The sequence below is a fragment of the Halomonas sp. SCS19 genome (assembly GCF_040147015.1).
GTDB classification, from domain to species: domain Bacteria; phylum Pseudomonadota; class Gammaproteobacteria; order Pseudomonadales; family Halomonadaceae; genus Halomonas; species Halomonas litopenaei.
In genome coordinates this window covers 404,109-420,052 of the sequence record NZ_JAMSHN010000001.1, presented here as the reverse complement: position 1 = coordinate 420,052, position 15,944 = coordinate 404,109, and the positions used below count along the sequence as shown (strand labels likewise).

The window sequence follows — 15,944 nt, the reverse complement described above, 5'->3', positions numbered from 1 at the left end:
GTGTGGCCGCCGGCGCCGGCGCCGCCACCCACGTCACCCAGCATGCCACCACCGAAGCGCTGATCGGCGCCGCCGAACTGCTGCTGGTGAAGGCTGCCGGCAACAGCGGCCTGCTGACCGTGCACGCCGATCAGAGCTTCGACGTCGACGCCCGCATCATGAGTGTCTCCGGGGGCGTGTTCGCCGGAAGCGGCGCCGAGTCGCGCTACTGGATTACCGCCAATACCCTGGCCGAGGTCGGTGACAAGGCGCTGGTCAAGGCTGCGGCGATCGACGTATTCAGCGATACCCGGCTGGACAAGCAGCGTCTGGCAGGCACCGACGATGGCAATATCCGTGGGGTGGCCGGTGGTGCGGTGGCCGGCGCCGGCGCCTCCAGCGTCGCCCGTCTCGATCTGAATACCCGAGTGGTGGTCGGCGAAGATGCCTACCTGCACACCAGTGACGGTGATCTTCGCCTGGCGGCGAAGAACCAGGTGGTGTTCAAGGAGAAGGTCAACCTGACCGCCGGCGGCCTGGCCTCCGGCGCCGGTATCACGGTGGACATCCTGACCACCAATCTGGCCGCCAGCGTCGAGATCAAGAGCAACGCCGAGCTGGTCAGCCAGGGCGAACTGCTGATGTCGGCCCGTGGCGGCGGCGACCTGGCGGCGACCCTGCTGATGGATACCTATGGCGCGGCCACCGTCGGGGTGGGCAGCGCCAAGGTGGTGGTGACTCCGGACAACAGGGTCACCGTGCGCGGTGGTGCCAAGGTGTCCGCGCTTGGCAATATCGATATCGTGGCCGGTGGCAGTGCCCAGGGCGAGCGTGATCGCTACGCGGTCAGCGCGGTGCTCGACAGCTTTGCCGGCAGCATCATTCCGATCGATGACCTCAACGCCCTGGCCAAGATGGACCAGACCAACCGCATCGAGGTGGCAAGCGGGGCCGAGGTCATCGGTGCGCGGGATATCCTGCTGTTTACCGAGCGCTTTGGCTTCAGCGACATGGAGGCGCGGGCCAAGGGCGTCAACTGGCTGTCGGCGGTGGGCAGTGCCATCGACGCAGCCCTCGGCAGCGGCGGCGCTCAACTGGTGGACGGCGATGTCGAGACCGACGCCGACGCCGACGTGATCATCGACGGCCGGGTGGAAACCGGCCTTGGGCGCCACAAGACGCTGGTGCTCGGGGTGATCGATGTAACGCAGGAACAGCAAGACATCGCGGATCTCAATTCGCGCATCAATGCCCTCGCAGAAGCGCTCAACAGCACCAGCCTGACCCCTGCCGAGCGCACCCAGAAAGAAGCCGAAATGGCAGCCCTCGAGGACCAGTTAGCGGCCAAGGTGGCCAATAGTGGCAACTATATCGTGGCTGAATCCGGCCACGACGATATTGGTTTCGCGGTGAGCGTCACTCCGGGTCAGAGCGGACTGGTCGACGAGCTTCAACGCATTCGCGAGGCATACAACGTCTATCGCAACTCCGGCAATACCCGGCTGGTCGACTTCTACCAGGGCGAGATCGCGCGCCTCGAGCAGGCCCTGGTCGATGAAGGCTATGGCGAGAAGGTCAATGGCCAGCTGATCGTCAGTCGGGTGGACGAATTGACCATCACCCTGGATGACGTCTGGGCCCAGGCGGGGGCGGTCTACGTCTACGCCGACGACTTGAGCGGCGGCGGCGATGTCGAGGCGCCCACCGACGCCAGCATCACCATCCTCAACAAGGCGCCCTCGCGTATGGTACTGGGCGATATCGAGATTCCCCAGGTTACCGGGGGGCTTTACCTGAACCTGACCCAGGTGGCTTCCAGCGCCGAGATCGACGCCATCAACGCGAGCGAGAGCGCCGGCTTGTCGGTGGAGGGGGACCCTGGCGCCCAGAATGGCCAGCCGCGCATCACCGTGGTCAACAGCTACGGTGTTGCCTTCGATGAAAACGACGCCAACCAGAAGAAGATCCGCGACGTGCTGATGGGGGCGCTTGGCTACAGCGACGCGGAGTCGCTCTACGATCGTCGCTCCTTCGACACCGCTCCGCCCTCGAGCCTGGTGTTCGGTGGGCTGACCCGCAATATTTCCGGCGAGCTGATCGGCTACGCCAAGGGATCCATCTCGGTGGAAAACGAGATGCGCGCTGAAAGCATCCTGTTGAGCTCGCCGGGCGAGCTGACGATCAAGGGGCTGTCACAGTTCAACCCCGGGGGTAACGCGGATGCCGCGGCGGTGCGAGCCGATGGCGACGATGGCGCAGGGGCGCTGGACGCCGATGCGCTGTCCGCGATCGCCAACAGCGCGAGCGCGAGCCCACAAGTGGAGGCGCGCAGCATCGTCATCGATGCCGAATATGTCAACTTGAACGGCTATATTCGTGCCGGCGTCGACGGCTACGACCTGACCATCGGCGCCGCCGATGCCCAGCGTATCGCCGACCACATCCGCAGCGGCTCCAGCGGTAGCCTGACGCTGTCGGCGTCCTCCGGCGACGCCCTGGTGATCTTCAATGGCCATACTCGCCAGATCGAGGTCACCGGCCTTGCCATCAGCGGCGGCAAGCTGGATATCACCGGTCACATCGCCAATACCGGCAACGGCAAGCTTGAGGTGCTGGGGGGCTATGGTGCGATCAATATCACCAACAACACTTCCTACACCCTGGCGGTGGGGGATCTCGACGTCAGCCGTCATGGCGAGGGCTATCTACGGATCGCCGACAAGTACAAGGGCTCCAGTACCAATCCCCTGGTGACCGAGTATCGCTACGACTTCGCCGATCCTGGCAAGACCTACACCTATACGCCGGACAGTGATGTGCGCTACGGCTTCAGCGTGGTCCAGGACAGCTCCAAGCGGCGTTATGCTCAGACCGCCTCCAGCGCCTGGGCGGGAATCGACGCCTTTGCCGCCGACCCGGATACCCTGAACTGGGGCGAATCCGAGATATCGCCTGGGCGCCTGCAGGATTCGCTGTCCTACTTCTATACCAGCAGCGAGACCGGTTATCAGTACAACAAGAGCGAGGTCAACGCCAGCGAGTGGACCGATCCGCAGCTCGTCGACAAGTGGTCGACCAGCACCTGGTATGGCAAGAAGACCCACTACGCCAAGTTCGTCCAGGAACAGTCGAGTCAGATCCTGCACACCCACTCGGTGGCCGCCAACAAGTCGGTGGATATCAGCTTCTTCGGCCAGGCTACGGGTTCGATCAATATCGATTCGGTGGGCGACGTGGTGGTGCTCGGGGATCTGGCCAACTATAACGGCGAGACACGCATCGACAGCGATGGCCAGATTCTTCACTACAATGACCCGACCCGTGATGTGCGGGTCTCCGGCGCCAGCGTGGTATTGCGCGCAGCGGACGGTATCGGTGACGGTTCGGCGTTGAAGCTCCTGTCCATCGAGGGCGCTGGCGGCGCTGCGGCGATGACCATGACGGTGGACGCCGTGACCGAGCGTGGTCCGCTGAATCTGGCGCACGAAAACGCTGACCTGATCGTGCTACGCGCCCACAGCGGTTGGGGCGACGTCAGCCTGTCTGCCGAGGGCTCGCTCAAGGCGGGCAGTGCCCTTGGCGGTGTCCACGTCAAGGGCAACAACCTGAGTCTGGCGGCCGGCGATGCGATCGGCTCCTTGGCCGCACCCCTGACCCTGGCCCAGCACGCCGATGGCCGCCTCAATGCCCTGGCCGGTGGCGATATTGCCATCGATCAGCTCAGCGGGGACCTGGGGATCGAACGGGTCGAAAGCCGCCTGGGCGATGTCTGGGTGCGTGCCGCGGGGGATCTGCTCGACCGCAATGACGCCGCCACGGTCGATGAGCGTACGGTGGAGCAATTGCGTGACGGCGTCTGGTCACAGCTCAATCTGGTCGGCAGCGCCGCCGAGCAGAAGATTCAGGACGCCGAGGACGACCTGGCAACCCGCAAGACCCAGGAGTACAACACCTACTGGAACTACCGCCAGGCAACCTCCGATGACTGGATCGGCGGCTTGGCCGATGGCACCAGCTACAGTGTGCTCAGCGTCGACAGCGGGGCCATCCTGCTCGGTCTTGTGCGTCAGATCAGCGATGGTAGCGGCGGCACCCTGGAAGTACGTGACGAGCTGCGCCTCAGCGCGCCGGACATCGTCGCCGGTGATGCCCGCGTCGAGCATCGTTTCTATCGGGCCGATGGCAGCTACTTCACCATCGACAGTCTGACCGACCTCAGCGCAGAAGGGTTGATCCTGGCCTCCGGGGCTGGCGTGGCCCAGGGCAACACCTTGACCTACCGTCGTGTGGCGTTCTACGCCAGCGATCAGGTGATCAGGCTGTCCCAGGCGGAGCGTGACGCCTATCGTCAGCGTTTCGCCGACCAGGGTCTCGACGACGCCCAGATCGAGGCTCGCCTCACGGGCATCGAGTCCGATCGCACCGATATCTACCACGAGCTGCATGACGTCTACGGCAGTGCGACCGAGTACCAGGACGCAAGCTTCAAGGTCACCCTTAGCGCGGCAGAGAAGGAGCAGGTGCGCGGCAGCATCAAGGTGTGGACCGAGCAGGAGCTGCTGTCGCTGATCGGCGCGGGCCTGTTGCAGGAAACCACCGATACTCGCACCGAGATTCAGGAACCCAACGTGATTGCCGGGGGCGATATCACCCTGATCGCCGGCGACAGTGTCGGTGTGGCCCGCGGACGCGAGCTGCTCGACATGTCAGGTGGGCTGACCGGGCTCTCCGACGAGCAGCGGGTACTGCTGTCCGCCGCCGAACGGGCCGATGTCACCTACCTCAAGCAGGCGCCACATAGCGCCGTGGTGGACTTCCTTGATATCCAGCGCGACCAGGGTGTGACCACGGTCAAGCTGGTGCGCACCGACGGGCAGAGTTGGGATACCAGCGTGTTCAAGGTGGGCGAGGCCGTCGATCTTGCCGGCAAGTCGCTCAATGTGACCGAGAATGGACGCTACTACACCGTGACCGCGATAAGCGGCGGCACGCTGGAGCTGTCCACCGCGCTGGAGGTGGTCGGCGAGCTTGGCGCCCAGGTGGAGCTGGCAACGGTGTTGCTGGACCCCCAGACCCAGGTCAGTAGCGGTGAGCAGTTGATTCGCTACATCTCGATCAACCTGATCGATGACTTCGCCATCGAAAACGCAGGCGATACCTTTATCACCGCCGCCAACTCGGCCTACGTGGTGTCGGAGACCGATATTCGCCTAGCCAAGCTGGTGGCCGGACAGGACGCCAGGGTCAAGGTGTCCGGATCGATCCTGGCGGCCACGTCCTCCGGTGCCGACCTGGTCATACGCACCTCGGATCTGGTGCTGGAAGCGGCCAGCGGGCAGATCGGTTCCGGCGCCAGTGCACCGCTCAAGCTGGCCCTGACCGATGCCGCTACCCTGACCGCACGCGCTCAGGGCGATATCTCGCTGCACGAGATCGAGGGGGATCTGGCGATCTCGACCCTGTTCACCGAGCGCGGCGATCTGTGGCTGAAGGCCGCGGGCAGCATCATCGACGGGCTGAACCACGACCTGCTCAAGGTGCTGGCCAACAATATCACCCTGATCGCCGGCGACAGCGTGGGCCAGGCGACCAACGCCATCGAGCTGGCCACGCGCGGCGATGGTGTCGTCACCGTCGATGCCGGCGAAGACGTCTACCTGGCGGCGGTGGATGGCAATCTCAGGGTCGGCCATATCAAGGGGGGAGAGCGGGTCGAACTCAGCGCGCTCAACTCCATCCTCGCGACCCATACCGATGAATTCCGCGGCGACATCGAGGCGAAAACGCTGCAGCTCGAGACCGGCTTCGGCGGAGTCGGCGCCGCCGATCGCCTGCTGGCGCTGGTCACCGATGACACCGCGGGGCGCGTCGATATCGATAGCGCCGATTCCGTGTTCGTGCGCGAGGTGAAGGGTGATCTGCGGCTGGGAACCGTGCAGGCGGGGCCGGCGGGCTCCACCGATGCACTGGCGTTCGTGTTCTCGCAGGGCGCCATCTACAGCGCCCTGGGTGCCAACGAGACGTTCAACCTGTTGACCGCCGGGGTACGTCTGATCGCGGTCAAGGACGTGGGCACCAAGAGCAAGGTGCTGACCTCCCGTATCGGTACCCTGGAAGGCCAGTCCCGCGACGGCAAGGTCTACCTCAACAACACCGGACATCTGACCATCCATGGTCTGGGACTGACGGCCACCGGCGATATCGAGATAACCGCCAACAGTCCGATCACGGTGACCGAGGATATCGTTTCGGCTGATGGCGATATCGTGCTGACGGCCAGGGAAAACACCTCTGACGCCAATGACAACGAAGACTACCTGCACATCGAGGCAGGGGTGACGCTGGATGCCGGTCGCGACATCCTGATGACCGCGGGCGACGATCTGCTATTCAAGGCCAACGACATCATCGTGAAGGCCGCGCGCCATGTGGTGATGAAGGTCGACACGCCAGATGAAGACCAGCCCACCTTCCGTGATACGCCGGAGGCCAAGGTCGAACTGCGTGGCGACTGGACGGTTGCCGGTGATATCACTCTGGAAGGGGGTGACAAGCGTCAGACGGTACTGATCGCGGCGGGTGCAAGCCTGAAAGCCGACAGCATGAGCGTGGCGCTGGGCGCCGGCAATGATGCGCTGACCCAGCAGGGTAGCCTAGACATCACCCAGCAACTCAATATTGCCGGCGGCGATGGTGACAATCACGTCATTGTCGAGGGCGACGTCAAGGCGGTGAGCCTGAGAATCGACGGCAACGCAGGCGTCGACACCGTTACCTTCAACGGCACCCATCAGGCCGGCGCGCTGAGTCTGTCGCTGGGCGCCGGCGATAACGTCCTGAGCGTCAACAACTCACTGGGCGTGACCGACGCCTTTGATGTCACGACCGAAGAGGGCGATGACCGCATCACCTTCGACGCCAGCATCCAGGCCGGCTCGCTCTCCATCGCCATGGGCGACGGCGCCAACACCCTGAACGTGACTCGAGACCTTACCGTTACCGCAGCGGCCAGTGTCACCGCCGGCTCTGGTGTGGACACCGTCACCTTCAACGGCACCCACCAGGCGGGCTCGCTGAGCCTGGCGCTGGGCGCCGGCGATAACGTGCTGAGCGTTAACAACTCACTGGGCGTGACCAACGCCTTCGATGTCGAGACCACGGGTGGCGACGACCGCATCACCTTCGACGCCAGTATCCAGGCCGGCTCGCTCGCCATCGTCATGGGCGAGGGCGCCAACACCCTGGACGTGACCGAGGACCTCACCGTCACCGGCCTGGGCAGTGTCACCGCTGGCGCTGGTGTGGACAGCGTCACCTTCAACGGCACCCATCAGGCAGGCTCGCTGAGTCTGTCGCTGGGCGCCGGCGATAACGTCCTGAGCCTCAAAGACAGCCTGACGGTGACCAACGCCTTTGGTGTGACGACCGAAGAAGGCGATGACCGCTTCACCTTCGACGCCAGCATCCAGGCCGGCTCGCTCTCCCTCGCCATGGGCGAGGGCGCCAACACCCTGGACGTGACCCAAGACCTGACCGTCGATGGTCTGGCTGAAGTCACCGCTGGCTCCGGCGTCGACACCGTTACCTTTAACGGCACCCATCAGGCGGGTGCGCTGAGCCTGGCGCTGGGCGCCGGCGATAACGTGCTGAGCGTCAAAGACAGCCTGACGGTGACCAACGCCTTTGGTGTGACGACCGAAGAAGGCGATGACCGCTTCACCTTCGACGCCAGCATCCAGGCCGGCTCGCTCTCCCTCGCCATGGGCGAGGGCGCCAACACCCTGGACGTGACCCAAGACCTGACCGTCGATGGTCTGGCCAGTGTCACCGCCGGCTCCGGTGTCGACACCGTCACCTTCAACGGCAGCCATCAGGCGGACTCGCTGAACCTGTCGCTGGGCGCCGGCGATAACGTGCTGAGCGTCAACAACTCACTTGGCGTGACCAACGCCTTCGATGTCGAAACCACGGGTGGCGATGACCGCATCACCTTTGACGCCAGCATCCAGGCCGGCTCGCTCTCCCTCGCCATGGGCGAGGGTGCCAACACCCTGGGCGTGACCGAGGACCTCACCGTCACCGCAGCGGCCAGTGTCATCGCTGGCACCGGCGTCGACACCGTTACCTTTAACGGCACCCATCAGGCGGGCTCGCTGAGTCTGTCGCTGGGAGCCGGCGATAACGTGCTGAGCGTCAAAGACAGCCTGACGGTAACCAACGCCTTTGATGTCACGACCGAAGAGGGCGATGACCGCTTCACCTTCGACGCCAGCATCCAGGCCGGCTCGCTCTCCCTCGCCATGGGCGAGGGTGCCAACACCCTGGACGTGACCCAAGACCTTACCGTCACCGCAGCGGCCAGTGTCACCGCCGGCTCCGGCGTCGACACCGTCACCTTCAACGGCACCCACCAGGCCGGCGCGCTGAGTCTGTCGCTGGGCGCCGGCGATAACTTCCTGACTGTCAACAACTCACTTGGCGTGACCAACGCCTTCGATGTCACGAACAAAGAGGGCGATGACCGCATCACCTTCGACGCCAGCATCCAGGCCGGCTCGCTCTCCATCGCCATGGGCGAGGGCGCCAACACCCTGGACGTGACCCAAGACCTGACCGTCACCGGCCTGGGCAGTGTCACCGCCGGCTCCGGCGTCGACACCGTCACCTTCAACGGCACCCATCAGGCCGGCGCGCTGAGTCTGTCGCTGGGCGCCGGCGATAACGTGCTGTCCGTAAAAGACAACCTGACGGTCACCAACGCCTTCGATGTGACGACCGAAGAAGGCGATGACCGCATCACCTTCGACGCCAGTATCCAGGCCGGCTCGCTCTCCCTCGCCATGGGCGAGGGTGCCAACGCCCTGGACGTGACAGAAGACTTGACGGTCACCGCAGCGGCCAGTGTCACCGCCGGATCGGGTGTGGACACCGTCACCTTCAACGGCACCCATCAGGCGGGCTCGCTGAGTCTGGCGCTAGGCGCCGGGAATAACGTGCTGTCCGTCAACAACTCACTGGGCGTGACCAACGCCTTTGATGTGACGACCAGAGAGGGCGATGACCGCATCACCTTCGACGCCAGCATCCAGGCCGGCTCGCTCTCCCTCGCCATGGGCGAGGGCGCCAATACCCTGGGCGTGACCGAAGACCTGACCGTCACCACCGCGGCCAAGGTCACTTCCGGTGCCGGTACCGATACTGTTACCTTCAATGGCGATCACCGGGCCGACACCTTGTCGGTAGACAGCGGGGATGGCGACGATCTGGTGTCCTTCCTGGGCCAATGGCAGTTTGCCGACAGCCTGACGGTGGTGACCCGGGCGGGAGACGATCGTCTGCTCTTCGATGGCCGGCATCGCGCAGGGTCAATCGCCGTCGATCTGGGAGACGACAACGATATTCTGCATGTGCACGGCGATATCGCGGTGACCAACAACATGGGCTTCCGGGGTGGCAGCGGCAACGACGACATGTTGATCCATGCCGATACCCTGGTGGGCGCTATGCTGGTGGCCGGCGACGGCGGCAAGGATCGTCTGACCGTGGTGGAGCTCAATGATCGCCAGGCGCTGTTGACCCTGGATGGTGGTTCCGGCAGCGACGAGCACCGGATTGTCACGCGCCAAGCGGATCAGGGCGACTACCGCATTCGCGTTCTCGACAGCGGTGCCAGCAATGCCGGAGCGGACTCCCTGTTCATCGAAGGTCGTGGCTACGACAACTATGACGGCAGTATGGTCCGGGCCCGGACGACGGCGTCTACCACGGGCGATCTGTTCCTGGTCCGCGACAACTTCGTTGCGCGTCTGGCCGAGGCTGGCAGCGCCGTGGAGCGTATCGATGTGGGGGCCAGCATCAATGCCCGGGTGACCATCAATGGCCACGATGGCGCCGACCGCTTCGTGGTCGATGGCTCATCGACCGTGATGACGCTGGACGGAGGTCGCGGCGACGATCGCTTCGAGATTGGCCAGCAGTACGGCGAGCATCCGAACCCTGTAGGCACGGCCAGCGCTGGCGTCTACGCCTCGGGCGTCGTCGTGGGCGACGAGATCGCGGTGACCCGGGCTGGCGACGGCTTTGTCAGTCGAGGCAACGGCCAGGCAATGAGCGTGCTGGGGGGCCAGGGCAACGATCAGTATCAGGTCTACGCCACCCAGGCGCCTCTGGCACTTGATGGCGAAGACGGCTACGACAGTCTGAGTGCCTTCGGCAGCAGCGCCGAGGACAACTTCGTGATCACCGCGGGTGCCGTGTTTGGCGCTGGGCTCAATCTGTCCCATGACGATCTCGAGCGTGTGCGCGTCGAGGCCGGAGCGGGAGACGATCGGATTCAGGTGCTGAGCACCCGCGAAAGCGTACTGACTGAGGTCATCGGTGGTCTCGGCAGTGACCAGATCCAGGTGGCGGGGGACGTCAGCGGCGAGGTGAAGGCGATTGACGCCAGGGGTGCCAGCAGTCTGGTGGGCCATGGCACGGTGTCCGCTGACGAGGCCTACGCAAATCTTCTGGCCGAGGCGCTGACGGTGCAGGTGGCTAGCCCCGAGCACGGTGCCATCCTGGTCGAGCAGCCCGGTGGGGCGACGCGGGTGGTGGAAGGCGGCGACGCTGCCGCTTACTGGCTGTCGACGAACCTGCCGATCTCCGGTATCGCCGAGGGCACCAGGGTGACGCTGACACTGTCTGCCAGCATGGCGTCGACTCAGGACCGTCACGCGGCGGGCGCGGCGTCGGCCGAGACGCTGCTTCTGTCACTCGACGCTCTGGGCGAGTTTACCCAGGCGATCACCGTGGACTTCGTGTTCACCGGGGGTAGCTGGTCACCGCGCCAGCAGATCTTCGTCAAGGCGCCGACCGATGGTCTGGCCGAAGGGACTCGACAGATGGCGATCAGCTATCTGGCCCAGGTCGAGACGCCCTCGTCGTCTCCGTTGCCCCAGGCGTTGGCCTCGCTGCTGGATCAGCCCATCGCCGATACCGAGATCACGGTATTCGATGCGACGCGCGGAGATGTGGTGGTGTCCACGGCCCAGGATCGACTCCAGGTGATCGAAGGCGAGGGTGCGTCGGCTCAGTCCGGCAGCCTCGAAGTGCGCCTGTCGGTGGCGCCCCAGTCCGGTGAGGTGATCACGGTCAGCGTGGATCTGTCGGCCTTCGGCGGTCGTCTGGTGGCAAAGCACGGCGCCACCCTGAGCTTCGATGCCTCCAACTGGGACAAGCCCCAGACGCTGGTGCTGGAGGCGCTCGGCAACACCGACATCGAAGACCGGATCGACGCCCAGCTGGGCTTCGATATCTCCAGCAATCTGGGGCAGGCCAGCTCGTTTGCCGAGCGCGCCACGAGCAAGGTCGACGTCAGCGTCCACGACGATGACAGCGCTGGGCTGGTGGTGGAGCAGTCGGATGGCGGTACCCGAGTCTCGACCCTGGGCGGCAGCGACAGCTACACGCTGAGGCTGACCAAGGCGCCGAGCGCTGAGGTCAGGGTCCATCTCAATAGCGATGGCCAGACCGAGTTCCCCCTGGGTGGGCGCATCGTGCTGGATACCCTGTTCGACGGTGAGCGTAGCGTGACGGTGCTGGCCGCGCAGGGAGCCGGGGCGATTCTGGTCCTGGAAGGTGGCGACTGGGCATCGCTGGGGGCCCAGACCGGGCGCTACCTGAGCCTGGAAGATGGCTCGGGATCGAGCATTGCCGGGCGTCTGCGGATCAACCACATCGATGCCCAGGGAAGGCTGCACCTGATGTCCGACGATACCCTGGGAAGCTGGGTCGGTGACAGCCTGACGCTGACCTCCGTCACCACACCTGCGGTGGTGTTCGACGCCAGCAACTGGGCCGACAAGGTGGCCGTCGAGGTGGTGGCGGAGACCCGATATCGGGCTCCGGTCGAGGCGGGCATGCAGTTTGTCACCGAACGGCGTCTGTCCGACATTCAGGGACCGCTGATCGTCGAAGGGGGCACTGTCGCCGATACGCCGGTGCCGTCTGTGCCGCTGATGCTGCCTTCTGAAGGTGTCAGCGCGCTGGCCGCCGAGACCTCCGGCACCGCGCATGAGGATAGCGACAGCCTGGTGCTGCACGTGGATGCCAGCGTGGCCGACCTGTCCGGTGTCATCGGTGCCGAGCGGATCGGCGGGCTCGGCATGGGTGAAGGCATGCTGTCCCAGGACAACGGTGTGGGCGGTACCATCGATACCGAGCGAGGGGTTCATTTCCACGGTGTCGAGGTCTTCGAGGCGCTGCTGGGCGCAGGCAATGATCAGCTTGCCATCGATGCCGATCCGGTGGCCTTCGACGGCGACTGGCAGGCACAGACGGTGGCGGGTGTTTCCCAGCTGAATCGTAGTGCCGGCAGCTGGTACGCCGATGGCTTCCGTGCTGGTGACAGCGTACTGGTCGGCGAACAGCGTCTGTTGATTCGCGACATCACCAGCGCCGGGGCGCTGGTGCTCGACGGAGTGGTGAGTGCCAGCAGTGGCCGTGTGATTCGTGAAATGCCGCTCAGTGTGGTCCACGGTGGCGGCGGTGATGACCACATCCGGGTGAGCGGTGGCTATCAGTGGCAGATGCCGCTGGTGGTGTTCGGCGATACCTCTCGCAGTGGCGAGCGCTACAGCGCCGTCGGCGGCCGGCCGACGCTGCTGGCTCAGCCGTTCCTGGAGGCCGGTGATAACCTGCTGGACGCCAGTCAGGCCATCGGTGGCGTGGTGCTGGTGGGTGGTGCCGGCGCGGATACGCTGATTGGCGGCCTCGGTGATGACCAGCTGTTTGGTGGATCCGGCGATGACCGTCTGAGTGATGAAAAGGGCGGTAACAACCATCTGTACGGTGATGGTGGCATCGACGTGGATGTTTCCCGACGCCTCAGTCTGGCCGATACGGTGATGACGGTGCATGCCAGCGCCGCAGCGATTGCCCATCCGACCGGAGATAGCCTCACAGCCGGTGATGACGTGCTGAGTACTGGGGGAGGCAACGACATCCTGCTGGGGGACCACGGCGTGATCCAGCTGGAGGCTCGCCCCGGAGAGGCGGGCCTGCGACTGCTCGATAGTCAGCGGGTGCTCGCGGTGGAAGGCGTCGACATGGCGTCGGGCGGCGATGACAGCTTGAGCGTCAGCGGTGGCGACAACCTGTTGATCGGTGGCAGTGGCAACGACGTCCTGAGCGGAGGCGGCGCTTCCGACTGGCTGATCGGTGACAACGCCAAGGTTACCTTAAAGGTGGTGAACGATCTGTCCAGTGGTGCCACGCTGGTGCTCAAGGACAGTATCCACGACGGAGGCGACCGACTGTTCGGCGGCGAGGGCAATGACTTGCTGCTGGGGGGGGGCGGGTCTGACGTGCTTTACGGTGGCAGCTTGACCAGCGGCGGTCGCAGCGGTGATGACCTGCTGGTGGGCGACTACGTCCGGCTGGACGTGGTGGGCACCCAGGTGCGTGAACTGGTCACGCTGCCAAGCGCCAATGGGGCAGCGGATCGTCTTGACGGTGGTGATGGTCGCAACGTCCTGATTGGCGGAGAAGGCAGTGACAGCCTCAGCACCGGTGGCAATGACAGCGTGACTGTCGCCTCGCCTGAGCGCAGTGCCAGCGTGGCGATCGGTGACCATGGTCTGCTTGAGTGGAACCCTGCGGGTGTCCTGGTCATTGCGACCTCCCGCCTGGCGTCCGATACTGCCGCCAGCGAGACGGCGGCTATGCTGAATACCCGCGGCGGGGACGACAGCATTCGCTTGAGCGGTGGCCACTCCGTGGTCATCGGTGGGGTGGGCAGTGACCTGATCGAGATCGTCAAGGCTGGCGACGGGGCGCGCCATGTGGTGCTGGCGGATCGCGGCACCCTGAGCTGGAGCGACGTCGGCGTTCTGGTCAACGGCGATAGTCTGACGCCCAACGTCGGCGGCGCCGATCGTGTGGCTGTCGAGTCGGGTTCGGTCACCGCTGTGGGCGGTGCCGGTGCGGACACCATCGAGATCAGCGCAGCATCGGTCGACGCCCGTCACCTGCTGTTTGGCGATAACGGTTCTCTGCGCCAGAGTGCCAGCGGAGTGTTGTTGAGCGCCGCCTCCAGTGCGACTGCCATCGGCGGCGACGACACCCTCGAGGTGAATGCCGGTTCGGTCACGGCCATCGGCGGCGCTGGCGATGATCGGATTTCGATCACCGCCGCCTCGGCCACCAGTCGTCACCAGTTGATCGGTGACAATGGGCGACTCCAGTGGGACGACACCTCGGTGTTGAGGACGATGACCAGTACCGCATCGGCGGTGGCGGGACAGGATCGCATCGGCGTCAATGCCGGTCGCAATGAGATCGTCGGTGGTGCGGGCAGCGATGCCATCACCACGGGTGATCAGACCAGCACGGTGCTTGCCGACCTCGGTCGCCTGGAGTGGAACGCAGCGGGACATCTGGTGAGCGCGCGTTCGTTGGCGCACGGTCACGGCGCGGCGGATAGCGTCAGTGTCGGCAGCGGCGGCAACCTGGTGATCGGCGCCGAAGGCGACGATGTCATCACCTCCGCCGCTGGTGCTGACAAGGTAGCGGGTGATCACGCCGAGGTACTGTTCGACGCCAATGGCGTGGTGACGTCCTTTGCGTCCCTTCATTTCGCCATCGGCGGGATAGATACCATCACTACCGGCAAAGGTGATGACTGGATCATCGGCGGGTTTGGTGGTGAACGCATCAGTGCCCTTGGCGGCGACAACGTGGTCATTGGGGACAATGGGTCGATCACCGCACAAGATGGTGTTCGCCAGGAGGTGAAGAGCCTCGATCGGCGCCAGGGCACCGGTGGGGATGACGTCATCCTGCTGGGAGTGGGCCGGGATCAGGCGATTGGCGGTGTCGGCGCCGATACCCTTGTCAACGCCGGCGGCGAGACCGTGGCCATCGCCGATGACGGCCGCATTCTCAGTGATACCACCGGCCGTTACCGCCTGGCGGAAACCGGCAATATTGCCCTGCGCAGCGACAATCACCTGATTGGCGGCATCGATCGCGATGTGCTGCTGGGTGGCGGCGGCCAGGACACGCTCGAGGGCGGTGCCGGTAACGATATTCTGATGGGCGATTTCGCTCGGGTGACTCGCGTGCCAGGGCTGATCACCATCGAGACCATCGACAACTTCGAAGGTAGCGACGACGTCATCCTGACCGGACTGGGCCACGATGTGGCGATGGGCGGCGCCGGCTTCGACGGCTTCGGTGGTGACTACGGCTTCGACATCCTGATCGGCGAATATGGCCGAGTACGGTTGAGTGTGGCCTCTGCCGGTTCGACGAGTGTGCCGGAGGTCGAGCGTGTCACCTCCATCGTGACCCTGGCTCAGGGCAAGCTGGATCTGGTGCGCGGTGCGCAGCAGAACCTCTACCGTGAGCAGGAGCCAGGCGGCCGCCTGGCCGCCTGGAGCTGGATGGATCGCACCGCGTTCGCCCTGGGCGAGGCGATGGTCTCGAACAACCGCCCGGCAGCGGTGGCTCCGAGTCAGGGACTCGAGGATCTACGTGGTGTTGTCGCTGGTTGGGCGGCCCACCATGACAGTCGCGGTGGCATCATCAGCGGCTTGCCGCTGTTCGCCGCTCCCCCGGCTGCCGGCAGCGTGCCAACGGCGCCAGACGCTGCGGAGGGTAGTGAGTCGCTCGAGGCGGTACCGTCGGTCGATGACGCAACCCTGGACCAGTCGCCACAGGCGGCAGGCTCACCGGCGTCGACCGAGGTATCGCCCAAGGTGTCGAGCGAGGCAGATGCGTCCGTTCCTGCCGAACAGCAAGGTGCCATGGGCAGTTCGGCACTGGGTGGCCTGGCAGCGGCGCTGGCCGGCGCTGGCTGGGGTGTCGCCCGAGCCATGACGTCGTCCACCGACCACACCGATAGACTCAAGACGCTTCGACGTGAACAGGCCGCCGAGCAATGGCGTCGGCTGCGCAAGGATGACGATGAGGAGACGTCTTGA

1 protein-coding gene (only partly in view) is annotated in these 15,944 nt (G+C 64.9%); it reads left to right on the top strand.

Translation table 11 applies throughout. The features are described from left to right. Positions 1-15,944, top strand: the 3' portion of a protein-coding gene (locus tag NFH97_RS01685; protein ID WP_349624284.1) for an LEPR-XLL domain-containing protein. The gene continues 12,943 nt to the left of window position 1, outside the view; 15,944 of the gene's 28,887 nt are visible here — the last part of the coding sequence; its start codon lies beyond the left edge, outside the window; it ends in the stop codon at positions 15,942-15,944.